This window comes from Microbacterium sp., from assembly GCF_051953575.1.
In the GTDB taxonomy this organism is placed as follows: Bacteria; Actinomycetota; Actinomycetes; order Actinomycetales; family Microbacteriaceae; genus Microbacterium.
The window spans coordinates 1-26,577 of the sequence record NZ_JBQCIP010000118.1 but is presented as its reverse complement, the minus strand read 5'-3'; the positions used below and the strand labels follow the sequence as shown (position 1 = coordinate 26,577).

At 69.7% G+C, this 26,577-nt stretch carries 22 protein-coding genes; 15 read left to right on the top strand and 7 right to left on the bottom strand.

What is annotated here, in order from left to right:
- Window positions 1-409: 409 nt before the first annotated feature.
- Both ACTHNQ_RS07665 and ACTHNQ_RS07660 read right to left on the bottom strand, forming a co-directional pair.
- The gene (locus ACTHNQ_RS07665) at window positions 410-1,732 is read right to left on the bottom strand and encodes a chaplin family protein (protein WP_440332511.1); all 1,323 of its coding nucleotides are present in this window, start codon (window positions 1,730-1,732) and stop codon (window positions 410-412) included.
- A gap of 135 nt (window positions 1,733-1,867) precedes the next feature.
- Window positions 1,868-2,899 (bottom strand): hypothetical protein, encoded by a 1,032-nt coding sequence (locus ACTHNQ_RS07660; protein ID WP_440332509.1) that lies wholly within the window; start codon window positions 2,897-2,899, stop codon window positions 1,868-1,870.
- Window positions 2,900-3,391: 492 nt separating this feature from the next.
- On the opposite strand from ACTHNQ_RS07660, the gene dnaB reads away from it, so the two are divergent.
- The gene (gene dnaB / locus ACTHNQ_RS07655; protein WP_440332507.1) at window positions 3,392-4,780 is read left to right on the top strand and encodes a replicative DNA helicase; all 1,389 of its coding nucleotides are present in this window, start codon (window positions 3,392-3,394) and stop codon (window positions 4,778-4,780) included.
- A gap of 217 nt (window positions 4,781-4,997) precedes the next feature.
- On the opposite strand, the gene ACTHNQ_RS07650 is transcribed toward dnaB, so the two are convergent.
- On the bottom strand, window positions 4,998-5,711 hold the full coding sequence (locus ACTHNQ_RS07650; RefSeq protein WP_018173628.1) for an SDR family oxidoreductase: 714 nt from the start codon (window positions 5,709-5,711) through the stop codon (window positions 4,998-5,000).
- Window positions 5,712-5,801: 90 nt separating this feature from the next.
- Window positions 5,802-6,878: an alkene reductase gene (locus tag ACTHNQ_RS07645; protein WP_440332506.1), complete on the bottom strand. Its 1,077-nt coding sequence runs from the start codon at window positions 6,876-6,878 to the stop codon at window positions 5,802-5,804.
- Window positions 6,879-7,041: 163 nt separating this feature from the next.
- On the opposite strand from ACTHNQ_RS07645, the gene ACTHNQ_RS07640 reads away from it, so the two are divergent.
- From ACTHNQ_RS07640 to ACTHNQ_RS07630, 3 genes are all read left to right on the top strand, one after another.
- Window positions 7,042-7,644: a TetR/AcrR family transcriptional regulator gene (locus ACTHNQ_RS07640; RefSeq protein WP_026305835.1), complete on the top strand. Its 603-nt coding sequence runs from the start codon at window positions 7,042-7,044 to the stop codon at window positions 7,642-7,644.
- 405 nt (window positions 7,645-8,049) lie between these two features.
- Window positions 8,050-9,057 carry an NADP-dependent oxidoreductase gene (locus ACTHNQ_RS07635; RefSeq protein ID WP_440332504.1) on the top strand — a complete coding sequence of 336 codons (1,008 nt, stop codon included), beginning with the start codon at window positions 8,050-8,052 and terminating at the stop codon, window positions 9,055-9,057.
- A 54-nt stretch (window positions 9,058-9,111) separates the two neighbouring features.
- Entirely contained in the window at window positions 9,112-9,969 is an 858-nt protein-coding gene (locus tag ACTHNQ_RS07630) for an alpha/beta fold hydrolase (RefSeq protein WP_440332502.1), read from the top strand.
- 134 nt (window positions 9,970-10,103) lie between these two features.
- On the opposite strand, the gene qcrB is transcribed toward ACTHNQ_RS07630, so the two are convergent.
- Entirely contained in the window at window positions 10,104-11,672 is a 1,569-nt protein-coding gene (qcrB, locus tag ACTHNQ_RS07625) for a cytochrome bc1 complex cytochrome b subunit (RefSeq protein WP_440332500.1), read from the bottom strand.
- Between the two features lie 88 nt (window positions 11,673-11,760).
- Between qcrB and ACTHNQ_RS07620 the strand changes: the two genes are divergently transcribed.
- From ACTHNQ_RS07620 to ACTHNQ_RS07610, 3 genes are all read left to right on the top strand, one after another.
- Entirely contained in the window at window positions 11,761-12,507 is a 747-nt protein-coding gene (locus ACTHNQ_RS07620) for an EI24 domain-containing protein (protein WP_440332498.1), read from the top strand.
- A gap of 3 nt (window positions 12,508-12,510) precedes the next feature.
- A complete protein-coding gene (locus tag ACTHNQ_RS07615) occupies window positions 12,511-12,822 on the top strand; it encodes a hypothetical protein (protein WP_440332496.1) in 312 nt (103 codons plus the stop codon).
- Between the two features lie 73 nt (window positions 12,823-12,895).
- Window positions 12,896-13,846 (top strand): 1-phosphofructokinase family hexose kinase, encoded by a 951-nt coding sequence (locus ACTHNQ_RS07610; RefSeq protein ID WP_440332494.1) that lies wholly within the window; start codon window positions 12,896-12,898, stop codon window positions 13,844-13,846.
- Window positions 13,847-13,855: 9 nt separating this feature from the next.
- On the opposite strand, the gene ACTHNQ_RS07605 is transcribed toward ACTHNQ_RS07610, so the two are convergent.
- Complete coding sequence (locus ACTHNQ_RS07605) at window positions 13,856-15,064, bottom strand: ROK family protein (protein WP_440332492.1); 1,209 nt, start codon at window positions 15,062-15,064, stop codon at window positions 13,856-13,858.
- 135 nt (window positions 15,065-15,199) lie between these two features.
- Here ACTHNQ_RS07605 and ACTHNQ_RS07600 point away from each other — a divergent pair, with 135 nt between their 5' ends.
- From ACTHNQ_RS07600 to ACTHNQ_RS07570, 7 genes are all read left to right on the top strand, one after another.
- Window positions 15,200-16,507 carry an ABC transporter substrate-binding protein gene (locus tag ACTHNQ_RS07600; RefSeq protein ID WP_440332490.1) on the top strand — a complete coding sequence of 436 codons (1,308 nt, stop codon included), beginning with the start codon at window positions 15,200-15,202 and terminating at the stop codon, window positions 16,505-16,507.
- Window positions 16,504-17,412 (top strand): carbohydrate ABC transporter permease, encoded by a 909-nt coding sequence (locus ACTHNQ_RS07595; RefSeq protein ID WP_440332488.1) that lies wholly within the window; start codon window positions 16,504-16,506, stop codon window positions 17,410-17,412. Before ACTHNQ_RS07600 ends, ACTHNQ_RS07595 begins: the two co-directional genes overlap by 4 nt.
- Entirely contained in the window at window positions 17,412-18,323 is a 912-nt protein-coding gene (locus ACTHNQ_RS07590) for a carbohydrate ABC transporter permease (RefSeq protein WP_440332486.1), read from the top strand. Before ACTHNQ_RS07595 ends, ACTHNQ_RS07590 begins: the two co-directional genes overlap by 1 nt.
- Window positions 18,324-18,375: 52 nt before the next feature.
- Window positions 18,376-20,088, top strand: coding sequence for a glycoside hydrolase family 13 protein (locus ACTHNQ_RS07585; RefSeq protein WP_440332485.1), 1,713 nt, complete (start codon window positions 18,376-18,378; stop codon window positions 20,086-20,088).
- A 215-nt stretch (window positions 20,089-20,303) separates the two neighbouring features.
- Window positions 20,304-20,870: a dihydrofolate reductase family protein gene (locus ACTHNQ_RS07580; protein ID WP_440332484.1), complete on the top strand. Its 567-nt coding sequence runs from the start codon at window positions 20,304-20,306 to the stop codon at window positions 20,868-20,870.
- A 29-nt stretch (window positions 20,871-20,899) separates the two neighbouring features.
- Entirely contained in the window at window positions 20,900-21,877 is a 978-nt protein-coding gene (locus tag ACTHNQ_RS07575) for a zinc-binding dehydrogenase (protein WP_440332483.1), read from the top strand.
- Window positions 21,878-21,914: 37 nt separating this feature from the next.
- Window positions 21,915-22,385 (top strand): hemerythrin domain-containing protein, encoded by a 471-nt coding sequence (locus ACTHNQ_RS07570; RefSeq protein ID WP_440332482.1) that lies wholly within the window; start codon window positions 21,915-21,917, stop codon window positions 22,383-22,385.
- A 151-nt stretch (window positions 22,386-22,536) separates the two neighbouring features.
- On the opposite strand, the gene ACTHNQ_RS07565 is transcribed toward ACTHNQ_RS07570, so the two are convergent.
- Window positions 22,537-24,945, bottom strand: a complete 2,409-nt coding sequence (locus tag ACTHNQ_RS07565) for a transglycosylase domain-containing protein (protein WP_440332481.1) — start codon at window positions 24,943-24,945, stop codon at window positions 22,537-22,539.
- Between the two features lie 149 nt (window positions 24,946-25,094).
- On the opposite strand from ACTHNQ_RS07565, the gene ACTHNQ_RS07560 reads away from it, so the two are divergent.
- Complete coding sequence (locus tag ACTHNQ_RS07560) at window positions 25,095-26,324, top strand: amidohydrolase (RefSeq protein WP_440332480.1); 1,230 nt, start codon at window positions 25,095-25,097, stop codon at window positions 26,322-26,324.
- Window positions 26,325-26,577 lie beyond the last annotated feature (253 nt).

Sequence of the window (26,577 nt, the reverse complement as noted above, 5' to 3'; positions counted from 1 at the left end):
ACGGTGCGTCTTCGCGACGACCTCACCGCCGTGATCACCCTGCAGGTGGTCGCCGCCAAGTAATCCCCCGGGATACCGCGGAACGGATGCCGCAGACCGGTGCTTCTCGAAGCACCCGGGTCTGCGGCATCCGTCGTTTCCGCGCATGACGAGACGGATGCCGCGAGCCCCCCGGGTCGCGGCATCCGCTCGTTGCATCTCCGGCCGTGACGCCCGGTCCAGGCAGTGACGGGACGTCCGGGGCGGAGATGGCTTCGGCACCCCCGACCGTGAGAGGGGTCCAGGCGCTGGCCAGGTAACACGGTCGGGGGTGGTTCAAGGGCGGGAGGGCCGCTGGCTGCGGCCCTCCCGCGTGCTCACGCGGGTCGGGGCGAGGGGCGTCTGGGGAACGTCGACTTGCCCCGCCGGGTCACGCGGAGCGACGCCGCGACATGCGCGTGATCGCGCCCGCCAGCAGGAGCGAGAGCGCCAGCAGCAGGAACGGGAGCGCGTCCGCGCCTCCAGTCGCAGCGAGTGTGGTGGCCGTGCCGGCGTCAGCGGCCGAACCCGTCACGTTCGTGCCGCTGCCCGAGCCGTTGTCGCTGGGGGTGGTCGGCGTGGTCGGGTCCGTCGGATCGGTCGGGTCCGTCGGGTCCGTCGGGTCCGTCGGGTCCGTCGGATCGGTCGGGTCCGTCGGATCGGTCGGATCGGTCGGATCGGTCGGCACCGCGGCATCCACCGTCGTGCTGTCGCCGATCACCGAGATCGCGTTGCCGCCGATGGTGATCGGCAGCTGGATCGGCGCGAGGATCTGCGTGCCGCCGAGGATCGAGCCGAGGCCGCTGGTGGTGCCAACTGTGCCCGATCCTGACCCCGTCGAGGGGGCAGCCGTCGCACCCTCGGACTCGCTGTCGCCGATGACCGAGATGGCGTTGCCGACCGCGGTGATCGGTGCCGTGATCGGTGCGAGCACCTGGGTGCCGCCGAGGATCGAGTCCTCGCCGTTCGTGGTGCCTGCGGCGCCTCCGGTGGTGCCGCCTGTGGCGGGTGCCGTGGTGGTGGCGTCGGTGGACTCGCTGTCGCCGATGACCGAGATGGCGTTGCCGACCGCGGTGATCGGTGCCGTGATCGGTGCGAGCACTTGGGTGCCGCCGAGGATCGAGTCCTCGCCGTCGGTGACGCCTGCGGTGCCCGTGCCTGCGGCAGCGGGGGCGGTCGTGGTCGCGCCGCTCGACGAGCTGTCGCCGATGAGCGAGATGGCGTTGCCGGTGACGGTCACCGGGGCGGTCACCGACATGATGCCCTGCGTCCCCGACAGCAGGCCGCCGGCGCCGGAGGTCTCGCCCGACGCGGCGGGCGCCGCAGCCGGCGCGGGCGCCGTGGTGGCGGCATCCGTCGATGTGCTGTCGCCCACCACCGACACGGAGTTTCCCGCGACCGTGACCGGCACGTTCACCGACACGAGGGCCTGCGTGCCCGAGCCGATGCCGTCGGCACCGCTCGTCGTGGCCTCGGCCGGTGCAGGTGCGGCGGGCGCTGCGGCGGTCGTGCCGCTCGACGTCGAATCGCCGAGCACCGACAGCACGGTTCCGCTGAGGTTGACCGGGAGGTTGACGTCGATGATCGCCTGGCTTCCCGAGAGCAAGCCGTCGTCACCGGTGGTCTCGGCCGCGTTGGCGACCGTCGCGCCGAGCAGCGTGATGCCGCCGGCGATGAGCGTGCCCAAGAGGGCGCGCTTGTAGAAAGTACGCATGATGTTCCCCTTCATGGATTGATCGGTTCGCAGCGCGCGCGAGCGAACGCTCAGCGCTGCGTGGCACGCGTCAGCGTGCCGGAGCTGTGCCGCCATGGCCGGCTCGGGTGAGCACAGGCGACGGCTGCGAGCCGATCAGTCGGGGGAGACGTCGGTGGAAGCGAGAGGCGCCGGAGGCGCGAGCTCGTCCTCAGGCCCTGCTCGACGCACCCAGGCACGGTCTGCATCGAGAGGATCGAGGGCGACGAACGCCCAGGCGCCGGGACCCGCACCGCCGGATCCCGCAGAAGAAGACGCGGGAAGGCAGAGCCCTGCCCCGCTGCTGGTGGCTCCGCCGGCGCTCAGCGCACCCGCGGACGAAGAGATGACCGCCACAGAGGCCCCGCCGCCTGCCGCTGAATCGGCGCTCCAGGTGCCAAGGGCGATCGCGGCCGACGAGCGCGTCGCGGCGTCGGCATCCGTCGACCCCAAGAGGACGTTGTCGACGACAGCAGCGCCCGCGGCGGGCTGGTCGGAGAGATCGGAGGCTCCGGCGAAGCCCGGAAGCGTCGGGACCCCGACGCCCGTGCCGGGAAGGCCGGGCGACGGCTGGCCGATGGTCGAGCCGGTCTCGTCGACGGCGTCGACCACACCGCCGACGACGCCGCCCAGGGTGCCGTCCACCGTGTCACCGAGGTCGTTCACGGCGTCGTCGAGGCCGATGCCCGAGACGATGCCGCCGACCACCGGGACCTGCGTGACGACGTCGACGACGGGCTGGGTGATGCCGCTCACGACGCCGCCCGAGACCACCTGGGTGACGGGGGCCGTGACCGTCGTGACGGTGTTGGTGACGGTGGAGCCGACCGACTGCATGACCTGGCTGACAGGCTGTTGGACCGGCGCCGGTGCGACAGCGACCACCGTGTTCACGACGCCGGTGACGGCGGTCGTGGTGGTCGAGACCGTGCTGGTCACGGTGCTGCTGACCGTCGACGCGGTCGAATCGACCGCGGAGGTCACCGCACCCAGGACACCCCCGAGCAGACCGTCGTGGTCGCCGTCGTCAGCGTGCGCGTTGCCGAGCCCGAGGCCCAGAACGAGCGAGACGACGATCCAGGCGAACGCGGCGCCGGTCCCGATGAGGGCCAGCCGCACGATCCTCGGCAACGGTGCTGTTGCGCTCACAGAGGCTGTGATCTCCACGTTCACCTCCCACGACGAATAAGCCGCACATCCGGATTCGGATCGTGCGTGAGGGTGCCTGGAGCTCCGAGGGTACCGGGTCGTTCCGCGCTCTGTCCAGAGGTTTCTGGATGCCGGGCCGTCGCCGCCGTCCGGCGTGTCGCGATGTTGCGCTATCCCCGGAATTGTGCACAGGCCACAGGCGCGCGCCAAACCTTCAACCTTGGGTTCAACCACGAATCCCTCCACAGGGTGTGGACTCGCTGATCCCTGGTCAGAGGGCATTTCCGCGATATATCCCCCAGATACCCCGGTAGTTCTCCACAGAGGTTCTTCACAGGTGTGTCGGCGTTTCACTCAGGCTTTCCACACAGTTATCCACAGGCCGTGTTGCGACTGTCGGAGGCCATCCTTAGCGTGGTCAACGGCCAGCCGGGGCGCGAGTATTCGCGTGCGATCGGACGTGCAGCGAGCGAGAAGAGGGACGCGCAGCCTATGTCGATCGCAGACATCTCCGAAGAGCGGATGGGAGGCCCCCGCGAGGGCGGTCGCAGCGAGTACGAGCGGACTCCCCCGCACGACCTCCTCGCCGAGCAGAGCGCGCTCGGCGGAATGCTGCTCTCGAAGGATGCGGTCGCCGATGTCATCGAGACCCTGCGCGGCACGGACTTCTACATCCCGAAGCACGAGTTGATCTTCGAGGCGATCCTCACCCTCTACTCGCACGGCGAGCCGACCGACGTCGTCGCCGTCACCGACGAGCTCATCAAGACCGGCGACCTGCAGCGGGCCGGTGGTGCCGACTACCTGCACACGCTGACCTCGATCGTCCCGACCGCCGCGAACGCCGGCTACTACGCATCGATCGTCTCGGAACGCGCGCTGCTGCGCCGCCTCGTCGAGGCCGGCACGCGCATCGTGCAGATGGGGTACTCGGGTCAGGGCGAGGCTCTCGACCTGGTCAACAACGCGCAGGCCGAGATCTACTCCGTCACCGGCGCCGAGCAGGCCGAGGACTACGTGCCGCTGACGATCGCGGTCGACGCCGCCGTCGAAGAGATCGAGGCGGCCCGTGGCCGGGACGGCCAGATGACCGGCATCCCGACCGGCTTCTCGGGTCTCGACCAGCTCACCAACGGTCTGCACCCCGGCCAGATGATCATCATCGCGGCGCGACCCGCGATGGGTAAGTCGACCCTCGCGCTCGACTTCGCGCGCTCTGCGGCCGTCAAGCACGACATGCCCACCATCTTCTTCTCGCTCGAGATGGGGCGCAGCGAGATCGCGATGCGCCTGCTGAGCGCCGAGGGTGCGATCCCCCTGCAGTCGATGCGCAAGGGCACACTCGACTCGCGGGACTGGACGACCGTCGCCGCGACCCGCGGGCGCATCAACGAGGCGCCGCTGTACATCGACGACAGCCCGAACATGACGCTGGTCGAGATCCGCGCGAAGTGCCGGCGCCTCAAGCAGCGCGCAGGCCTCAAGCTCGTCGTGATCGACTACCTGCAGCTGATGACCTCGGGCAAGCGCGTCGAGTCGCGTCAGCAGGAGGTCTCGGAGTTCTCGCGTGCGCTGAAGCTCCTCGCGAAGGAGCTGCAGGTGCCGGTCATCGCGCTGTCGCAGCTGAACCGTGGCGCCGAGCAGCGCGCCGACAAGAAGCCCGCGCTGTCGGACCTGCGTGAGTCGGGCTCGATCGAGCAGGACGCCGACATGGTGGTGCTGCTGCACCGCGAGGCTGCGTACGAGAAGGACTCCCCCCGCGCCGGCGAGGCGGACCTCATCGTGGCCAAGCACCGCAACGGCCCGACCGACACGATCACGGTCGCCTTCCAGGGCCACTTCTCGCGCTTCACGGATATGGCGCCGGGCGACTTCGGGTAGTGGTAAATTTCGGCTGAACAGGTCAAATTCCCCGCGAACTTGCTCAGAGACGACATTTCTGACATGTCGGGCAGCGCGAATGCGTGCGCATGAGCGGATCGAGCGCGCCCCCGTTCGTCGATGCCCTCACACCGACACGATGTCGAGCGTTGCCATGATGCGACGTTCATCACCGAACCGGAGGCAGCCGTCGTACTGCGGCGGCCTCCGGTCGGGTTCAGTTGTCTGAAGCGAGCTGTGGGTAGACGGCTTCGAGCGGGGCGGACAAACCAGCCTTGACCCGGACGGAGGTGTCGTCGGCGAGGACTTCGTATCCGCCGGCCTGAAGGACGTCGAAGGTCTGGGTGACGAGGTCGGCGGGGTCGAGCTTGGGGCCTTCGGCGTGGGCGGCCATCGCGGTGTCGACGTAGCCGACGTGGACGCCGACGACCTGGACGCCCGCGGGATGCAGTTCCAGGCGCAGGGAGTTCGTCGCCGACCAGAGGGCAGCCTTCGTCGCCGAGTAGATCCCGGCCACGGCCCACCAGGACAGCGCCGAGTGGATGTCGATGATGGCGGTGTCGCCTCCCTTCGCGGAAAGGATCGGGGCGAAGGCGCGGGCCAGGAAAAGGGGGCCGAGGAAGTTGGTCTCGACGTTCTGGCGGATCTCCTCGTCCGTGTGGGTGAGGATGCCCGCAGAGGAGACGGATGCGCCGGCGTTGTTGATCAGGACCGTGACGTCGGGCGCCTGCTCCACGGCGGCCCGGATCGACGCGGGGTCGGTGACGTCGAGGGTGAGGGGGACGATGCGCTCGTCGTCCCAGTCGCGGGGGTTGCGGGCAGTGGCGTAGACCTTGGCCGCTCCTCGGGCGAGGGCGTCGTGGACGAAGTGGGTGCCGATGCCGCCGTTCGCGCCGGTGACGAGGACGACGGCGCCGTTGAGGGAAGTCATGGAATGGGTCTCCTGGATGTGTGTTGTTCGGATGGTCGACGCGGTGGCCGAGGGATGCGTCGGGTTCGCCCGTCTCGGCCGCATCGAGGATCAGACGCGGGTGAGGGTGGGGTAGTCGATGTAGCCGTGCGCGCCGCCGGTGTATAGCGTCGCCGGGTCGAGTTCGTTGAAAGGCGCGTCCTGCCGCAGGCGTTCGACGACATCCGGGTTCGCGAGCGCGAAGCGTCCGAGCGGTGCGACGTCTGCGAGACCTGCGTCGATGTCTGCGGCGATGCCGTCGCGATCGCGACCGTACCGGACGACGAGGACGGCGGTCGGCCACACGTCCCGGTACGACCGCAGCAACTCATCGTCGCCGAGGTGGTGCACGTGCAGATAGGCCAGGTTCAGTTTCGCGAGCTCGCCCACGAGGTACCGGTACTGGGCGCGCACCGCTTCGGTGTCTCCCTCATTCAGCCCGCCGAGCGGGAAGGCGGGGGAGATGCGGATGCCAGTGCGGTCCGCGCCGATCTCCTCGGCGACGGCCTGGGCGACCTCGATCACGACGCGTGCCCGGTTCTCGATCGACCCGCCGTACTCGTCGGTGCGCTGGTTCGCGTTGGGAGCGAGGAATTGGTGCAGCAGGTAGCCGTTGGCGGCGTGGAGCTCCACCCCATCCGCGCCGGCCGCGATCGCGGAGGCGGCGGCGTGACGGAACTCACCGATCACGTCTCGGATCTCGGCGACGCTCAGCTCACGCGGGACCGGGGTCTTCTTCGGGCCTTCCGCTGTGAATATGTCCTGCTCGGCGGAGATCGCCGACGGCGCCACCGGCTGACGGTGGTGCGGTGTGTTGTCGGGGTGGGAGATGCGTCCCACGTGCATCAGCTGGATGAACAGGTGCCCACCGTTCTCGTGCACGGCGTCGGCGACCTTCGCCCACCCCTCCACCTGCTCCGGGGTGTAGATGCCGGGAGTGTTCACGTACCCCTGCCCATCCTCGGACGGCTGGGTGCCCTCGCTGATCAGCAGCCCGAGCGAAGCCCGCTGACCGTAATACTGCGCGGCGGGCTCACCCGGTGTTCCGTCGGGGTTGGCGCGGTTGCGGGTCATCGGGGCCAGCGCGAGTCGGTGCGGGAGCCCGATGCGACCGAGGGTGAACGGTTGCCAGAGAGACGAAGGCGTCATGACGGGGGAGGATCCTTTCGATGGGGCGTCGCCTGATCTCCGGCGCGCGACGGTCGTCGCGCACCGGCGTGGGAGGATGAGTCAACGCACATCCGAGTCCACACGATAGTGACTACACTCAGAACTGAGCTAAGTCAGAGCCTATTCCCCTCGGAGGAACACCATGTCAGTGGCGACACCGCCGCTCGGGCGCCGCGAGCGGCAGAAGCAGGACAAGCTCGCGCGCATCACCGCGGCCGCGAGCGAGCTGTTCGCGAAGCACGGGGTGGACGAGGTCACCACGCAGCAGATCGCGGACGCTGCCGATATCGGCACGGGCACGCTCTTCCTGTACGCGAAGACCAAGGGGGAGCTGCTCCTCTTGGTGCAGAACGCCCACTACGCCGATGCCCTCGTTCGCGGCCGCGGTGCGGCCGCGCGGGAGTCCACTGCGCTCGACGCGGTGCTTGCGCTTCTCGCGCCGGTGACGGAGTGCAATCGCACGCAGGTCGACAACGGCCGCACCTACCTGCGGGAGATGGTCTTCGGTGACCCCGCCGAACCGCACCATGCCGACGCGCTGGCCATCGTGGCGCAGACGGAGGAAGCGGTTGCCGACATCCTCGTCGAGCGTGCGGGTATCGACGCGGGGGAAGCGACGACGCTCGCTCGGGTGATCTCGGCCATCCAATTCCTCGAGCTCGCGGCCAGCGTCAACAGCGATGCGACGGTCCCCGAGCTGCTTGCGAGCATCCGTGCCCAGGTCGCGGCGATCCTGCCGGTCTGATTCCGATCACGACGACACACGAAGAAGACTCGGAGCGCTCGCGCGCGATCCGCTACCAGATCCCGGGTAGGGACAGTCGGAGGCTGGGTCACCCGTAAGGGCGGCAAACTCCCGCAAGCACCTCAGTGACACTGAGCCACCGTCGAAGGTCCTCCGCCGTCCGGCATGGGATGAGACCCAGATCGTTCCTCCTCCAACTCTGTTCGCTTCTCCTGCTTCCCGCAGCGCCCGCCGATTCGGAGGGGCGAGACTCCGTCTGCTAGTGGCTGCTATGATTCCTGAGCACACTCACATTTGAGTGCACTCGGTAGGTGGGGTTCGAGCTGTCGGCTCCGGAGCTCGTCGCGACCTCATCGGCCGCTTCCTGGCTTCCTGACCATGACCAATTCAAGGAGAAACCGCATCATGCGAGCGTTCGTCTTCGACAAGTACAAGCAGCCCGTCCACGAGGCCGCCATCCCCGAGCCCACGGTCGGCGACCGAGACGTCCTCGTCCGCGTCGAGGCCGCAGGGCTGAACCACCTCGACGAGCGACTCCGGGCGGGAGAGTTCAAGGCGATCCTGCCCTACAAGACCCCCGTCACCCTCGGCCACGATGTCGCCGGCACCGTGATCCGCACCGGCGCGGGAGTCACTCGGTTCACCGCCGGGGACCGGGTGTACGCCCGGCCGCGGGATCACCGCATCGGCACCTTCGCCGAACGCATCGCGGTCGAGGAAGCAGACGTCGCCCTGGCTCCGAGCTCGATCAGTACGGTGGAGGCGGCATCCCTTCCGCTGGTCGCACTCACCGCATGGCAGGCCCTGGTAGAGAAGGGCAACGTGCAGCCGGGGCAGAAGGTGCTCATCCACGCCGGTGCCGGCGGGGTCGGATCGATCGCGATCCAGCTCGCCAAGCACCTCGGTGCGCAGGTCGCGACCACCGTGTCAGGCAAGAACGCGGACTTCGTCCGGGAACTCGGTGCCGACGTGGTGATCGACTACCGCACCCACGATTTCGAGACCGAGCTCTCCGGCTACGACTTCGTCCTGGACCCACTCGGCGGAGACAACCTCACCAAGTCGCTCACGGTCTTGAAGCGCGGCGGAAAGGCCGTCGGCATCTCCGGGCCACCCACCCCCGCGTTCGCGAAAGCCGCCGGCCTGAACCCGGTGCTGCGCCTGGCCATCACGGCCCTCAGCCGCAAGACCCGCGCACTCGCCAGAAGGCTCGGCGTGACCTACGAGTTCCTCCTCATGCACGCCTCCGGCGACCAGCTGCGCCAGATCGCCGAGCTCGTCGACGCCGGCGTCATCCGCCCGGTCGTGGGCGCGACCTTCCCCTTCGACCAGACCGTGCAGGCCCTCGCCTCGCTCGGCACCAGCAGCATCCGCGGCAAAGCCGTCATCACCGGCGCCGACCAGCCCGCATAACCCTCTCCGCCAGTCCGCTTTCCGAGCACACTCAGATCCTCAAGGAGCACCCTCATGAGCACCACCGAACCCGTCATCACCTCCTACGCCAAAGCCCCGGCAAAGACCGTCACCGTCGACGGGGACACCTTCGCCTACCGGGAACTCGGCCCGAAAGAAGAGATCCCCGTGATCTTCTTCGTCCACCTCGCCGCAACCCTGGACAATTGGGACCCGCGCATCATCGACCAGATCGCGAAGACCCGCCACGTCATCGCTTTCGACCAGCTCGGCGTCGGTGCCTCCTCCGGGCAGGTCCCCGACACCCTCGAAGAAGCCGCAGCCGACGCCTACCGGTTCATCACCAAAGGCCTGGGCTACGACAAGATCGACATCTTCTCCTTCTCGATGGGCGGCATGATCGCCCAAGACCTCGTCGTCGCCCACCCCGAGCTGGTCCGCAAGCTCGTGCTCACCGGCACCGGCCCGCGCGGCGGGAAGAACATCGACAAGGTGGTAGGAGTCACCTACTGGGACATCTTCCGCTCCGTGATCACACGGTCTGACCCGAAGGAGTTCCTCTTCTTCAACCGTGACGCTGAGGGCAAGCGAGCCGGGAAGGCGTTCGTGGAGCGTCTCAAGGAGCGCACCGTCGACCGCGACAAGCCGATCCGCAACACATCGTTCAGCCGTCAGCTCAAGGCCATCCAGCGGTACGGGCGCTCGACCCCCTCAGGCCTGTCCGTGATCACGGGCCCGACCCTGATCGCTAACGGCGACAACGACCGTATGGTCCCCTCGGTGCTCTCCGAAGACCTGCATCGGCGCATCACCGGCAGCGAGTTGATCATCTACCCCAACTCCGGCCACGGCGGCATCTTCCAGTACTGGCAGAAGTTCGCCCCGATCGCCGCCAAGTTCCTCACCGACTGAATCCCGAACCGAAGCGCCCGCACCGCGGTGAAGATCGGCATCGCTCTCGAGACTGTTGACCCTGCCGAAGCCGGGCACATGTCCACTTCCGCGCATAAATGCCCCAAATTCGATAGACGCGGACCGGTACCCGACTAGTCGCCGCCGGTCGCTGATCCCGCCTCGCCGTTGCCGACGCCGACGAGAACATCGTGCCCCGCCGCTGCAGGAGCGAGCCGGCCTTCGTTGGGGTGATGCGGTAAAGCGATCCGCTCCCCTTCCTCCGGGTCGAGCGGGCGGTGGACCTCGACATACTCGCCGCCGGGGAGGCGCAGGATCCGCCCCGTCTCGTACCCGTGCTCGAGCAGCATCCGGTCCTTCTGCTGCAGGCCGAGAGCGATCCGGCGCGCCACACTGAACCCCACGACCGGTCCGATGACGAGCGCTGCCTGCAGTGTGAGGATGACGTGCTCGATGCTCACCGAGAACGTGGCGGCGATGATGTCGGCGCCGCCGGCCGCCCACAGCACCGCCACGAAGATGAGCCCGGCGACGCCGATGCCGGTCCGCGTCGGCGCCGTTCGCGGGCGATCCAGGAGGTCATGATCGCGCCGGTCCCCGGTGATGCGCTCCTCGATGTAGGGGTACAGCACGAGGACCGCGAAGAACGCGCCGACGACGGTGAGCGGCGCCAGCACCGCGAGGGTCCAGGTGCGACCGAGCCACTGGACCTCCCATCCCGGCGGCACGAGGCGCAGGGCGCCGTCGAGGAAGCCGGTGTACCAATCCGGCTGGCTGCCGGCACCGGCGTTCCCGGGGTCGGCCGGGCCGTACAGCCAGATCGGGCTCACGGTGACCGTCGCTGAGACGAGCAGGAGCAGGCCGGTGACGACGGCGAACAGCCCGCCCTCTCGCACGGCGACGGTGGGGACGAGTGGCTCGCCGACGACGTTGTGCGCCGTGCGGCCAGGGCCGGGGAACTGCTGCGGTCCGTGGCGCCAGGCCGCGACGGCCCGGAGGACGAGGAACGCGATCAGCGCCAGCGGGAACACGACGACATGCAGAGGGTAGAGGTTCTCGATGATGCGCCCGGGGAACGCGCCGCCGAACAGCGCCGAGGCGAGCCAGGTGCCGACGACGGGGATGCCGAGCATGATGCCCTGCACGATGCGAAGGCCCGTGCTCGACAGCATGTCATCGGGGAGCGCGTAGCCGCTCCACCCGGTCGCGACCGCTGCGAGGAACGCGAGCACCAGCAGGACCCACATCGCGCGCCGCGGTCGCCGATAGCCGCCGGTGAAGAAGGCGATCACGAGCTGCACCACGATCGAGGCCGGCAGCATCAGCGCCGACCAGTGGTGCGCCTGGCGCAGGAGCCGGCCGCCGGGCACCTCGAACGTGACATGCATCGTCGAGGCGAACGCCTTCGAGACGTCCGCACCGTGCAGGGGCGCGTACACCCCCGAGTAGGTCACCGTGTCGCCCGACGGAGAGTAGAAGAACATCAGGAGGATGCCGGTCGCCATGACGACCACGAGAGAGGCCGCGGTGACCACGCCGAAGAGGCCGGTCCAGTGACGCGGTACGGGCCGCGTCCGCAGGTGCAGCCACACATCTCCGACGCGTCGTCCGAGCACCCGGGTGTCGGCGAGTCTCGCGCCGAGCCGGTCGGTGAGCGAGCCTCGGCCTCGAGAGTTCCCGTTCCCACTGGCGATGCTGTGCACGTCCGCCTCCTCGTTGGCTTCACACATGAGACACCGCAGGCCCTCCCGGTGTGACAGAACCCGGGGGCGCCTCGCCTACGCTGGTCCGATGCGGGAGTTCTTCCGAGGGGTGGGGATGCTCCTTCAGGGCTTCGCCTACTGGCGTCGGCGTCCGGGGCTCATGCTTCTCGGCCTGGTGCCCGCGCTCATCGTGGGCCTGCTGCTGCTCGGCGGGTTCGTCGCGCTCGGAGCGTTCCTCCCGGGGCTCACCGAGGCGCTCACGCCGTTCGCCGACGGCTGGCCGTCGCTCTGGGCGACGGCGCTTCGCTTCACGATCGGAACCGCGCTGGTCGGCGCCGCGCTCGTGCTGGTGGCGATCTCGTTCACCGCGCTGACACTGCTTCTCGGCGAGCCGTTCTACGAGCGCATCTGGCGGTCGGTCGAGGCGGAGCAGGGCGACGACCGCTTCGAGGCGCCATACGGCTTCTGGCGGTCGGTCGGTGATGCGCTGTCGCTCATCGGGCGCGGCATCCTGATCGCGATCCTCGCGCTCGCGCTGGGATTCATCCCCGTCGTCGGCGGCGTGCTGAGCGCGATCGTCGGCGTGGCCCTCACCGGGTGGGTCGTCGCCGACGAACTGAGCTCGCGGGGCCTCACCGCCCGTGGGCTCTCGGCCGCAGAGCGCAAGCGGCTGCGGCGCGGCCACGCCGCCCGGGTGCTCGGCTTCGGTGTCGCGACGCAGCTGTGCTTCCTCGTCCCGCTCGGTGCCGTCGCGGCCATGCCGTCGGCCGTCGCCGGATCGACGCTGCTCGCCAGGTCGCTGCTCGAGCCGGACGCGGACGAACGGAAGGGATGAGCCATGCCTGACAGGCCCGAGATCGTGTGCATCTGCGGCTCGACCCGCTTCGCGGACGAGATGCGCGAGGTGAACCGTCTGCTGACCTTCGCGGGGGTCATCGTCCTCGCACCCGGTGTCTTCGGGCATGCGACCGGCGAGCCGATCACGGACGAGCAGAAGGCCGCACTGGATGCTCTCCACCTGCGCAAGATCGACCTGGCCGACCGCGTGGTCGTCGTCAACCCAGGCGGGTACATCGGAGAGTCCACGCAGCGAGAGATCGCCTACGCCGCGGCCACCGGCAAGCCCGTGTCGTTCACCGCGCCGGGCTGAGCTCGGGCGTGGTCGTGGACGCGCCGACACCCTGATCCTGTGCGGCACCGGCATCCGCTCGTAGTCTGTGGCCATGGCTCTCGCGCACTCGCCGATCCTGACCGTCACACCCACCCCCGCGCTCGACGTGTCGACGTCGACACCGCGCGTCATGCCCGAGAGCAAGATGCGCTGCGGCCCGACGCGGCTCGATCCGGGCGGCGGCGGCGTCAACGTGTCGCGGGTCGTGCGCAACCTCGGCGGTCGGTCGCTCGCCGTCTACACGGCGGGAGGCCCGACGGGGCAGGCCTACCGCCAGCTGCTCGACCGCGAGGGCATCGCCAGTCGCATGGTGGGGATCGCGGATGCCACCCGCGAGGGCTTCACCGTCGACGAGACGCTGACCGGCGAGCAGTTCCGGTTCGTGCTGCAGGGGCCCGACCTGTCGGAGCCGGAGTGGCGTGCGCTGCTCTCGGCGGTCGCCGACGACTTTCCCGTCGGCGGGTACGTCGTGACGAGCGGGAGCCTGCCGCAGGGCGTGCCGGCCGACCTGTACGCGCAGATCGCGCGCATCGCCCGCGACCACGACACGAGGTGCGTCGTCGACACATCGGGTGACGCCCTGCAGGCCGCGCTCGACGAGGGCGTCTACCTGATCAAGCCCAGCAAGCGCGAGCTGCGTGAACTGGTGGGGGCGACCGAGTCCGACGAGATCGCGCTCATCGAGGCCGCGCGCGAGCTGGTCGGCCGGGGATCGTGCGAAGTCGTCGCGCTCACGCTCGGCGGCGACGGCGCCGTGCTCGTCACGGCGGACGAGACGCTGCGCCTGGCCACCCCGCAGATCGAGGTCAAGAGCACCGTCGGCGCGGGCGACAGCTTTCTCGGCGCCCTCGTGCTGCGGCTCGCACAGGGTCGTCCGCTGGTCGACGCGTTCCGCTCGGGGGTCGCCGCAGGGTCGGCGACCTCGTCGCTCCCCGCGACCGACCTGTGCCACGCCGAAGACGTCGAGCGGCTGGAGAGGGGACTCGAGCCGATCCCGGTGTGACGGGTCGGGTCAGGTCGGGTCGCGGGCCATCCACACGTCCAGGGCACCCAGGCGTGCGGCGGCCGCGGCCGCCGACACCGCGCCGGTGACCACCACGTCGGCGCCCAGCTGCGACACCACGAGCTCGGGCGCCGGAAGGTCGAGGTCCGTCGGGAGCGAGCGTCTGGCCGCGACGACGACGGCCTCGATGCCCTCCGAGATCGCGCCCGAGACGACCACGCGCTGCGGATCGAACATGCTGCCCAGCACGCTGACGATGCGGGCGAGCACGGCGCCGACGCGGTCGACGATCGCCATCGCGGCGGAGTCGCCGGCGGCCGCGAGCTCGAGCACCGCCCGGGGGTCGGGCTCGCCGGCCGCGATCGCGGCGAGCGTGCCGTCGGGTGAGGCCGCACCGTCCGCGACGGCGGCGGCGGCCCACGCGGCCATGCGGGCGCCGAGTCCGTCGGCGGTGCCGACCCCGTCGACGTGCTCGAACGCCACCATCTCGCCGACGCCGCCGTGGGCGCCGCGCAGCACGTTGCCGTCGACGACGACGCCGGCACCCAGGCGCACGCCCGCGAGGAGGGCGATGTAGTCCCGGCATCCCACCGCGGCGCCGACCGCCCCCTCCGCGACGGCCGCGAGGGAGGCGTCGTTGTCGATGCGCACGATCGGGGCCCACGCGAAGGTGTCGGACAGGCCGGGGTTCATGCGCTCCCCGAACCCGCGGGGGTGGTCCGGCGAACGGCCCGCCGCGTTGACGGGGGCGGGCACTCCGACGCAGATGGCGAGCACGTCGTCGCGGGACCGTCCGGCATCGGTCAGCGCGTCGTCGACCGCAGCGGCGATGATCCGTGCGCGGGCGGCCGGATCGTCGCGGTCCATCACGAGCGTCGTGCGCCGCGTGGCCAGCTGCTGCGCGCGCAGGTCGGTGACCGTGGCGGTGATGTGCACGTTGCCCGCGTCGACGCCCACCAGCACCGCAGCGTCTGCGCGCAGTGAGAAGCGGCGGGCCGGCCGGCCCTTGCGGTACTCGCCCGCCTGGCGCGCGTTCGGCAGCTCTTCCAGCAGTCCGAGACGGGCGAGCGCGTCCATCGCATCGATCGTCGTGGACCGTGTCAGTCCCGTTGCTTCGAGCGCATCGGTCGCCGTGAACTCACCGGTGCTCCACGCGTACGCGAGCACCGCGTCCAGGCTCGCGGGGCGCGGCGGCGCTGCGGTGAGGGATGTCGACACGGGTATTGACCTCTCTGCTCTCGTCCTGCAATACTGCCCTGCAGACATTGATTTGGCGAGTAAATCTAATCAGTGACGATTCATGGATCGCAGTGCGGCGAACGGAGGACGAGGGTGTCAGCACCACGAAGAGGGATGCGGCGAACGGTCGCGGCCGCGGCGGTGATCGCGCTGGGCGGCGCGCTGCTCGCCGGCTGCTCCGCCGACGGCCGCGAGACGATCCGCTTCACCTTCAGCAAGCGCGAGGCGCTCGAGTTCATGAGCGGCGTCGTCGCCGACTACAACGCGTCGCAGGACGACGTGCGCGTCGAGATGGACACCTCAGGTGTCGACGTCGTCTCGGCGAGCTTCGTGCGCGGCAACCCGCCCGACCTCATGCTGGCCAACTACAACTTCGAGGTCGCGCGGTTCGTGCAGCGCTGCGCGCTCAGCGACCTCTCCGACACCCGTGCCGCCGCGAGCACCCGCGACGACCTGCAGCCCCTCATGGACCAGTACGGCGTCTGCGAAGGACGCACGAGCGCCCTCCCGTACTCGGTCATGGCGGCATCCGTCATCTACAACAAGCAGATCTTCGCCGACCACGGCATCGAGGTGCCCCAGACCTGGGACGAGCTCCTCGCCGCGTGCGACACGCTGTCCGCCGCCGGCGTGACGCCCTTCTATGCGACCTTCAAGGACGACTGGACCGTCGGGCAGGGCTGGTACGACTACTCGGCCGGCGGCTCGCTCGACGTCATCGAGTTCTTCGACGGCATGTGGGCCGAAGGGACGAACGTGGGGCCGGACTCGTCCGTGTCGTTCAAGAAGGACTTCGCCGAGCCCATGGCCAAGATGACGCAGCTCACCGAGAACTACGTGAACGACGATGCGCCGAGCCGCGGCTACGGCGACGGCAACCTCGCGTTCTCGAAGGGCGAGGCGGCGATGTACCTGCAGGGGCCGTGGGCCTTCAGCGAGATCGCGAAGACCGCGCCCGATCTCGAGCTGGGCACCTTCCCGCTGCCGATGACCGACGATCCCGACGACCTGGCGGTCCGCGTCAACATGGACCTCGCGGCGATGATCCCCGAGGGCTCGCGCCACAAGGAGGCGGCGCGGGACTTCCTGGAGTACCTGTACCAGCCCGACGTGATCGAGGCGTACAACGAGTCCCAGCTCGGGTTCACGCCCACGAAGGACGCGCCCGCGCCCTCCGACCCGCGCATCGAGGGGATGATCCCGTACTACGACGACGGGCGGATCTACCAGGGGCCGTCGGTGCTCGTGCCCAAGACGATCCCCGTCTTCAACTACGCCCAGGCGATGGTGCTGGGCGGCGACGTCGGCCACTACCTCGACGTCATGGATCGCGACTGGGCCCGTATGGCCTTCCGTCAGCCGGTCGCCCGCGATTCCGAGCCGACCGGCCGGCCCGACGAGACGAAGGAGTCCGACCGATGAGTGCCACCTCCACCCTGGTGACGCAGGGCGCGCGCCCGCCGAAGAGCACGCGGCGCGTCGAGCCGATCTACTACCTGTTCCTGCTGCCGAGCCTGGTCCTGTTCACCCTCGCGATCACGGTTCCGGGCGTCATCGGCATCTTCTTCAGTTTCACCGACTCGATCGGCATCGGGGACTGGAACTTCGTCGGCTTCACGAACTACATCGCGCTGTTCAGCGACCCGGCGATCCTGCAGAGCTACCTGTTCACGTTCGGCTTCGCGATCGCGACGGTCATCGTGGTGAACATCTTCGCCTTCCTGCTGGCGGTCGGGCTGACGGCCCGGATCAGGTTCAAGACCGGACTGCGGACCGTCTTCGTGATCCCGATGGTGATATCGGGCATCATCATCGCCTACGTCTTCAACTTCCTGTTCTCGAACTCGCTCCCCGCCCTGGGCACCGCGTGGGGCATCCCGTGGCTCCAGACGAGCCTGCTCGCGAACCCCGACCTCGCCTGGACGGCGATCGTCTTCGTCACCGCCTGGCAGGCGATCCCGGGCACCATGCTCATCTACATCGCCGGACTGCTGTCGATCCCCGGAGACGTCTACGAGGCGGCCGACCTCGACGGCGCGAGCAAGCCGCAGCAGCTGTTCCGCATCACCGTGCCGCTCGTCGCCGGGTATGTGGTCATCAACGTCATCCTCGGCTTCAAGGGATTCCTGAACGCCTACGACATCATCGTCGGACTCACGAACGGCGGGCCCGGCACCTCGACGCGCAGCATCGCGATGACGATCATCGCCGGCTTCAACGGCGGCGACTACGCGTACCAGATGGCGAACGCGACGATCTTCTTCCTCGTCGCCATCGTCATCGCGCTCATCCAACTCTCGGTGACGCGCGGAAGGAGCGCACTCTGATGACCACGCAGCCCGCCCTCGAATTCGAACAGGTCGAGCCGAGCCTCGATCTGCGCACGGCCCGCACGTCGACATCGCCCCGCCTGAAGCTGGAACGGGTCAACTGGTCCACCACGATCATCCTGATCCTCTGCGCCGTGACCGTGCTGCTGCCGCTGTACGTCACGATCTCGATGGCGTTCAAGACCACCGGACAGGCCGTCGACGGGAACGCCTTCTCGCTGCCCGCGCCGTTCAGCTTCGAGGGCTTCGTGACGGCGTGGAACCTGACGAAGTTCCCCGTCGGGGCCACGATCTCGCTGCTGGTCACCGCCGGCACCGTGATCGCCACCATCGTGCTGGCGGCGTTCGCCTCGTACGCGATCGTGCGCAACTGGGACAAGAAGCTCTTCAAGTACTCGTTCTTCTACCTGCTCGGCGCGATGTTCATCCCGTTCCCGGTCGTCGCACTCCCGCAGATCCAGCTCACCGGCCGGGTCGGGCTCGACAACCCCGTCGGCGTCGTCATCCTCGCCACCATGTTCCAGCTGAGCTTCAGCGTGCTGCTGTTCACGGCCTTCCTGCGCTCGATCCCGCTCGAACTGGAGGAGAGCGCACGCATCGACGGCGCCACGACCTGGCAGACGTTCTGGCACATGATCTTCCCGCTGCTCGCCCCGATGAGCGCGACGGTCGGCATCTTCGCCTTCCTCTACGCGTGGAACGACTTCATGATGCCGTCGCTCATCATCTCGGACCCGGCCTTGCAGACGCTCCCCGTTCGGCAGAACCTGTTCCAGACGCAGTTCAGCAACAACTACAACGTGTCGTTCGCGTCGTACCTGATGGCCATGGCGCCCGCGATCGTCGCCTACCTGTTCACCCAGCGCTGGGTGATGGAGGGCGTCACCCAGGGCGCCGTCAAGGGCTGAGCCGCGGCATCCGATCATCCCTCCGTCCGTCACGCACTCGAAAGGACCCTTCGTGACAACCTCTCCCGACCTCGCCCTCGCCCCCCGCCCGACCGGCGAGGACGCACCCTGGTGGCGGCAGGCGGTCGTGTACCAGATCTATCCGCGCAGCTTCGCCGACGCGAACGGAGACGGCCTCGGCGACCTGCCCGGCATCACGTCGCGCATCGACTACCTGAGCGCGCTCGGCATCGACGCGGTGTGGCTGAGCCCGTTCTACCCGTCCGAGCTCGCCGACGGCGGGTACGACGTCGCAGACTACCGGGACGTCGACCCGCGGCTGGGAACCCTCGACGACTTCGATCGGATGCTGGCGGCCCTGCACGAACACGGCATCAAGGTCGTGGTCGACATCGTCCCGAACCACACGTCCGATCGGCACGCATGGTTCCAGGAGGCGCTCGCCGCGGGTCGGGGATCGGCGGCGCGCGAGCGGTACATCTTCCGCGAGGGCAGCGGTTCCGACGGCTCGCAGCCGCCCACGGACTGGCTGTCGGTGTTCGGCGGATCGGCATGGGAGCGTGTCACCGAGCCCGACGGCACGCCAGGCCAGTGGTACCTGCACAACTTCGCGAAGGAGCAGCCCGACCTCAACTGGGATCACCCCGAGGTGCACGAGGACTTCCTCACCACGCTGCGATTCTGGTCGGACCGCGGGGTCGACGGGTTCCGCATCGACGTCGCGCACATGCTCACGAAGGACCTGACCGAGCCGCTCCCCTCGCGCGACGAGCTGGCGCTCCTGCCGCAGGACGGCAACCATCCGCTCATCGACCGCGACGACGTGCACGAGATCTACGCGGAGTGGCGCGAGGTGTTCGACTCGTACGACCCCCCGCGCACCGCGGTCGCCGAGGCGTGGGTGCACCCGTCGCGCATCCACCTCTACGCCCGTCCCGAGAGCCTCGGCCAGGCGTTCAACTTCGACCTGCTCGTCGCCGACTTCGACGCCGGGCAGTTCCGCCGCATCATCTCCGACAACCTGGCGCTCGCCGCGCAGTCGGGCTCGTCGAGCACGTGGGTGCTCTCGAACCACGACGTGGTGCGCCATGCGACCCGGTACGGCCTGCCGAACACCGCGGGCGCCGACGGGTGGCGGCACGACGACGAGCGCCCCGGCGGGGCCTGGCTGCTGTCGGGCGGCACCGAGCCCGCGCTCGACGGGGCGAAGGGCCAGCGCCGGGCCGCGGCCGCGACCCTGTTCATCCTCGGACTGCCCGGCTCGACCTACCTGTACCAGGGCGAGGAGCTCGGGCTGCACGAGGTCGTCGAGATCGAGGCATCCGACCGCCAGGACCCGACGTTCTTCCGCACCGCCGGGGCCGAGATCGGACGCGACGGATGCCGGGTCCCGCTGCCGTGGAGCGCCGAGGGCGCCTCGCTCGGCTTCGGCGCCGACGGCTCGCACCTGCCGCAGCCCGCGTGGTTCAGCGCATACGCCGTCGACGTCGAGGAGGCCGATCCCGGTTCGACGCTCGCGCTGTACCGCAGGGCGCTGCGGCTGCGGCACGAGCTGCAGACGGATGAGCGCCTGGAGTGGCTCGAGACCGGCCGCGACGATGTGCTGGCCTTCGCGCGGCCCAACGGCTGGCGCGTCGTCACGAACTTCGGGGTCGCCCCGTACCCGCTCGGGGACGGCGAGGTCCTGCTCGCCAGCGGCGAGAGCCCCGAGGGGGTCGTCGCCGGCGAGACGACGGTGTGGCTGGCGCCGGACGGGACTCGCTGAGGGCTCGGCTCACGGGGCCGTGCGTCAGTCGACGCACGGCCCTTCTTCTGCTCCCGGTCGGCATCTGCGGCGCACCGGGGTTACGCCACGACAGGACGCCGCCTAGGCTCGGGCGCGAGGCACTCGTGGTGAGCGAGCGCCGGCGAGACGAAGCATCCGCTCGACCAGTGTTCCTGCGCGACACCGCGGGGAACCGCACGCGAAGGAGGCTCGGGATGCAGACCTTGACGATCGACTTCATCATGTCGCTCGACGGCTACGGCGCCGCGGAGGGGTGGCCGGGCTGGTGGGGGCTCGAAGGCCCGGAATACCTGGGGTGGCTGGCCGAGTCGCCCGAACAGGACCATCCGATCCTCATGGGCGCCACCACGTACCGGGTCATGTCGGAACTCACCGCGGGCGGCGAAGAGGGCACCGACGTGCTCAACGGCGTGCAGAAGTACGTGTTCTCGTCCACGCTCGACGAGCCGCTGGCGTGGCAGAACTCCACCCTCGTGCCCGGCGACGCCGTCGAGTTCGTGCGGCGGCTCAAGGAGGAGTCCGAGGTGCCGCTGCGCACCCTCGGCAGTGTGTCGCTGTGCCGGTCGCTGCTGCGCGCCGGGCTCGTCGACCGCTACCGGGTCGTCGTGTTCCCCGTGATCACGGGCGCGACGGGTCAGGAGCGCATCTTCGACGGCTACCCCGACGTGCGGCTCGACCTCGTCGAGGCGCGCACGTTCGATGGGCGCAGCCAGCTGCTGGAGTACGTGCCGACGGTGCTCGACCGCCCGCCGCTCGGCTGACAGGCAGGAAGCGAGCGTAGGCTCGGCCCGTGCGTGCGATCGTTCATCACGAGTTCGGCGACCCGGCCCAGGTGCTCGGCGTCGAAGACCTGCCCCTTCCCGAGCCCGGCCCGCGAGAGGTGCGCCTGCGCATCCTGCTGGCGCCCATCCACAACCACGACCTGTGGACCATCCGCGGCACCTACGGCTACAAGCCCGAGCTGCCCGCACGGACCGGAACCGAGGCCGTCGGCATCGTCGACGCGGTCGGCGACGAGGTCGAGGGCATCGCCGTCGGGCAGCGTGTGGCCGCCGGCGGCACCTTCGGCGTCTGGGCGGAGTACGTGATCGCCAAGGCCGGCGCGGTCGTGCCCGTGCCCGACGGCATCCCCGACGAGGTCGCGGCCCAGCTCATCTCGATGCCGTTCAGCGCGATCTCGCTCGTCGACTTCCTCGAGGTCGGCGAGGGCGACGTGATCGTCCAGAACACCGCCAACGGCACCGTCGGGCGGCTGGTCGCCCAGATCGGCGCGAGTCGCGGCATCCGCGTCATCGGCATCGTGCGAAGAGAAGAGGATGCCGCACAGCTCGCCGCGGACGGCATCCCCGACGTCGTCGCCACCGCCGACCCGCAGTGGCGCGAACGGGCACGGGAGCTCGCCGGCGACCGGCCCATCCGCGCCGCCGTCGACTCGGTCGGCGGCTCCGCCGCGGGAGACCTGCTGCACCTGCTGGGCGAGGGCGGCACCCTCGTCTCGTTCGGGGCCATGGCGTCGGACCGCATGGAGCTGTCGTCGGGCGACCTCATCTTCAAGCAGGCGGTCGTGAAGGGCTTCTGGGGCAGCAAGGTGTCGGCGGCCATGCCGTCCGAGACCCGGCGTGCGCTGTTCGGCGAGCTGTTCCAGCTGGTCGGCAGCGGCCGGCTCACCCTGCCGGTCGACAGCATCCACTCGTTCGACGACGTGCGCGCAGCCGTCGAGGCGAGCGGGCGCCCCGGCCGCGTCGGCAAGGTGCTGCTGCGTCCCTGACGGGTCGGTGCCCCTCGCCCGGTAGGGTCGAGGGCGCATGAGCGGCACCGAGCATTCGAGAGTCATCGCCTGGAGCGCGGAGCTCCGCCGCGCCCACTCCCGCCTGCGCGAGGCGCTGCAGGCGGCGCGCGACGCGGTGCGCGAAGGAGCGGATGCGCCGACGGCGAGCCGCGAGCTGCTGCTGTACTGCCGCGGCTTCTGCGCGGCGCTCGACCAGCACCACCGCGGAGAGGACACCGCACTGTTCCCCGCGATCGAGGCCACGCACCCCGAGCTGGCGCCGGCGCTGCGCAAGCTGGAGCAGGACCACTCGATGATCGACTTCCTGCTGACCGCGCTCGACGCCGCGGCCGACACCGGCGCCCCGCCGGACGAGATCGAACGGCACCTCGACGGCGTCGGCGCGATCATGGCGAGCCACTTCGCGTACGAGGAGCGGCAGCTGCTGCAGGTGCTCGAGACGCTCGGACTCCAGGCCGACCCCGGGGCCGTCCTGGGCAGGCTCTGACGCGCGCCGCGGCGGCCGTGCGCGGCATCCTTACGCCGCTCGGGCCGGCCCGCTGACAGATCGAGATCGCCGAACTCAGCGGATCGACGACGGGACGCAGCAGCAGGCCGCGGCAGACGATCGACTGAGTGGGACCGGCCGACGGCCGGGGTCAGCCGTTGCCGTGACCGCCCCCGCCGCCGTGGCCGTTCCCCGGGCCGTCGCCGCCGCCTCCACCGCCGTGATCCGGGGCGGGAGCGGGATTCTCGTCGGGGGGCGGCGCGGGCGTCGTGGGCGGCGGGACGAACGGAGCGCGTCTCACCAGCTCGGCGGGCGGCGCGGGGAACCCGCCCCCGGGATACAGCTGGTCGGCGGCGAGCTGGATGTCGCGGACGATCGGCAGGCGCAGGGATGACAGCAGCCGGCCGTTGAACGAGGTGTGGAAGAGGTCGCCGAACCCGTCGGTGTTCCCCACCCACGCCGCCGTCGTCACGCGGGTGCTGGATTGGACGAACCACGTCTGATACTGCTCGTGGGTGCCGGTCTTGCCGATCGTGGGCGTGCCGTCGTTCGGGTTGCCGGCCGCCCCCGTTCCGCCCGGACGCGTGACGCCTTGCAGTGCGAACGCCGCCGCGGCGGCGACCCCGGGATCCACGACCTGGCTGCAGCGGTCGCCGGGGACGGGCAGCTCGGCGCCGTCCGCGTCGACGACGCGCTCGATCGCCCGCGGCACGCAGTACACGCCGTTGTTCGCGATGGCCGCGTAGGCGGCGGCCAGCGAGACGGGCGCGATGTTGTTCGTGCCGATGATCCCCGCGGCACCCTTGATGTCGATCGGCTTGCCGTCGCCGGTCGTCACGCCCAGGCGCGTCGCCACCTGTTCGATGTCGCAGATGTCGAGCTTCTCCGCCATGCCCAGGTAGCCGCTGTTGAGGGACTGCGCAGTGAACTGCAGCGGCGTCCCCGTGTATCCGCGCGCCCCGCCGAAATTGCGGACGACGTCCTTCTGCAGGTTGACCCAGGGGCCGTCGCAGCGGTCCGCCAGCCGCGGGATCATGCGCAGGTTGCCGTTCACGGTCTCGGAGAGCGAGTGCCCCTTCTCGAGCCAGTCGACGAGGGTGAAGAGCTTGAACGTGGATCCGACCGAGAACCCCTTCGACGCTCCGTGCACCAGATCGCCGGCGTAGACGAGAGAGGTGTACGCGGGGTTCGTCGCCGCGAGGTCGGCGTCCTCGGTGAAGAGGTTGTTCTGGCTGATCGCGAGGATGCGGCCGGTCGTGGTCTCGATGCTCACGGAGGCCGACCCGAAGTCCATCGCCGCCACGGTCTGGGGTGCGTACCGTGACATCGCCTCTTGCGAGGCGTTCTGCATCCGCCAGTCCATGGTCGTGTAGATGTTCAGGCCGTCGCGGGTGAGCGAACGCTGACGGTCCTCGGGCTTCTCGCCGAAGGCGGTGGCGTAGTCCGGGTCGAAGCGGACGGTGTTGACGACGTACTGGCAGAAGAAGGGGACCGAGGTCGCTGCGCAGCCCGTCCGGGCCGGCTGGATCACCGGCGCGATGGGCTCGACGGCGGCGGTGCGGTACTGCTCCTCGGTGATCCGCCCGTCTTTGCGCATCCGGTCGAGCACGTACAGCTGGCGTCCCTTCGTCGCGCTGTACGCGTCGCCGGCGGCCAGGTACTGCTCCTTCGTGATCTGGCCGGCGGCGAGGAGCGTGTCGAGCCCGGCGAGTGTGCCGGGATCGACGTCGTCGACGGAGCCGTCGGCCGCCTTGTTGTACGTGGTCCCGTCGGAGCCCGTGATCGAGCCGCCGGTCTTGTCGATGCGGAACGTGTTGGGGTTCTGGACGATGCCGGCCAGCGTCGCCGCCTGGCCGAGCGTGAGCTGCGCCGCTGTCGTGCTGAAGTAGTAGCGGGCCGCCGCCTCGATGCCGTAGGTCGTGCCGCCGAAGTTGGCGATGTTGAGGTAGCCGAGCAGGATGTCGTTCTTCGAGTACTCCTGCTCGACCTGCACGGCGTAGCGGATCTCTTGCAGCTTGCGCTCATAGCCATCGGTGCCGCTGGCATCGGTGGCGTCGCGCCAGCACGCCCGCAGCACCTCGTCGCGGGTCTTCGTCTCGGTGGCCACGGCGTCGCGCTCGCAGCGCTGCACCAGGACGTTCTTGACGTACTGCTGGCTGATCGACGACCCGCCCTGCGTCGCGCCGCCCTGAAGGTTGCTGATCAGCGCGCGGGTCGTGCCGAGGACGTCGACGCCGCCGTGCTCGTAGAACCGCGGGTCCTCGGATGCGAGGATCGCGTCGTACATCACGACCGCGATCTCGTCGAACGTGACCGGCACCCGGTTCTGGTCGTAGAACGAGGTCAGCTCGACGTCCTGCCCGCTCGCGGGGTCCTTGGCGTAGATCGTCGTCGGCAGCATGAGGCGGTCGATCTCGAGATAGCTCGGCATGCTGTCGAACAGCGAGACGGCGGTGCTGGCCGCAGTGCCCGAGATGGCGATGGCCGGTGCGAGAGGCGCCACGATCAGCACACCCGTGATGGCGCTGAGCGCCAGCAGCCCGAGGAGGCCGCCGAGCACCCCGGCGACCGTGCGCCGGGGTCGCGGTACTGGCGCGAACGGCGAAGAAACCTCTGATGGCGGCTTCACGACGGCTCTCAACCTGCGGTACGCACAGGATGACAGACCGGCGGCCGATACGCGAGAGGGCGCGGGCGTAGGTTGGGATGATGGCTCGCATCCTCGCCGTCACCGGCGGCTACGTCGTCCCTGTCAGCTCCGACCCCATCGAGAACGGCACCGTGATCGTGACCGATGGCCGCATCACCGCCGTCGGCGGGTCCGACACCCCGGTGCCCGACGGCGCCGAGGTCGTCGACGCGTCCGGCAGCTGGGTGGTGCCCGGGTTCGTCGAGTCGCACGGCCACATCGGCGTGCACGAAGAGGGCGAAGGGTGGTCGGGCAACGACACCAACGAGATGACCGACCCGAACGGGTCGCGCTTCCGCGCGATCGACGGCATCGACATCGAAGAGGAGGGCTTCCGCGACGCCCTCCGCGGCGGCGTGACGACGGCGGTCATCAAGCCCGGTTCGGGAAACCCGATCGGCGGCCGCACCGTGGCGATCAAGACGTGGGGCGGCCGCACGGTCGACGAGCAGATCCTCGCCGCCGACGTGTCGGTCAAGTCGGCGCTCGGCGAGAACCCGAAGCGCGTCTGGGGCGACAAGGGCAAGACGCCGCAGACGCGCCTGGGCGTGGCATCCGTCCTGCGCGACGCGTTCGCCGCCGCGCAGGCGTACGCCGCGAAGCGCGACGCGGCCAACGAGAAGGGCGAGCCCTTCGAGCGCGACCTCGGCAAAGAGACGCTCGCCGCGGTGCTCGCCGGCGACCTGCTGTGGGACCAGCACTGTCACCGTCACGACGACATCGCCACGGCGATCCGCATCGCAGACGAGTTCGGCTACACGCTCGTCGTCAACCACGGCACCGAGGCGCACAAGATCGCGGACGTGCTCGCCGAGAAGCAGATCCCGGTCATCTTCGGCCCCCTCCTGACCTCGCGGTCGAAGGTCGAGCTGCGCGATCGCGCCATCGGCAACCTGGCGCTCATCGCCGAGGCCGGGGTCAAGGTCGCGATCACGACGGACCACCCCGTGGTGCCCATCGACCAGATCCGCCTGCAGGCGATCCTCGCGGTGCGCGACGGGCTCCCCGCGACGACCGCGCTCGAGGCGCTCACCGCGAACCCGGCCGACATCCTGCGCCTGAACGAGCGCGTCGGGGCCCTCGAGGTCGGCCGTGACGGCGACGTCGTCGTGTGGTCGGGCGACCCGCTGGCCGTCGATTCGCGCGTGCAGCGCGTCTACATCGAGGGGCGTCCGGTCTACGAGCCCGCCGAGGGCGGCTCGCGCGTCGTCGAGCGGTGGGAGCGGTTCGGCCGCACCGCCTGGAACTGACGCCCGCTCCGCACGCGCCGTCGCCGAGGCGGCGCGAGTGGCTGCCTCGCCCTGCCCGACGCGACCACACCCGCCACTTTCGCGCGGACGGGTCAGGAGGAGGTGGCAGATGTGGCTCTCTCATCCCGGACCGAGCGACCACGACGGCCACTTTCAGTGAGCGAGTGACTGAGTGAGGGAGTGGATGGCGGGGGGCCCGCCCCCCACCCCCACCACCGTAGGCCGCCCCCGTCGGGCGCGGGCGCCACCGAAC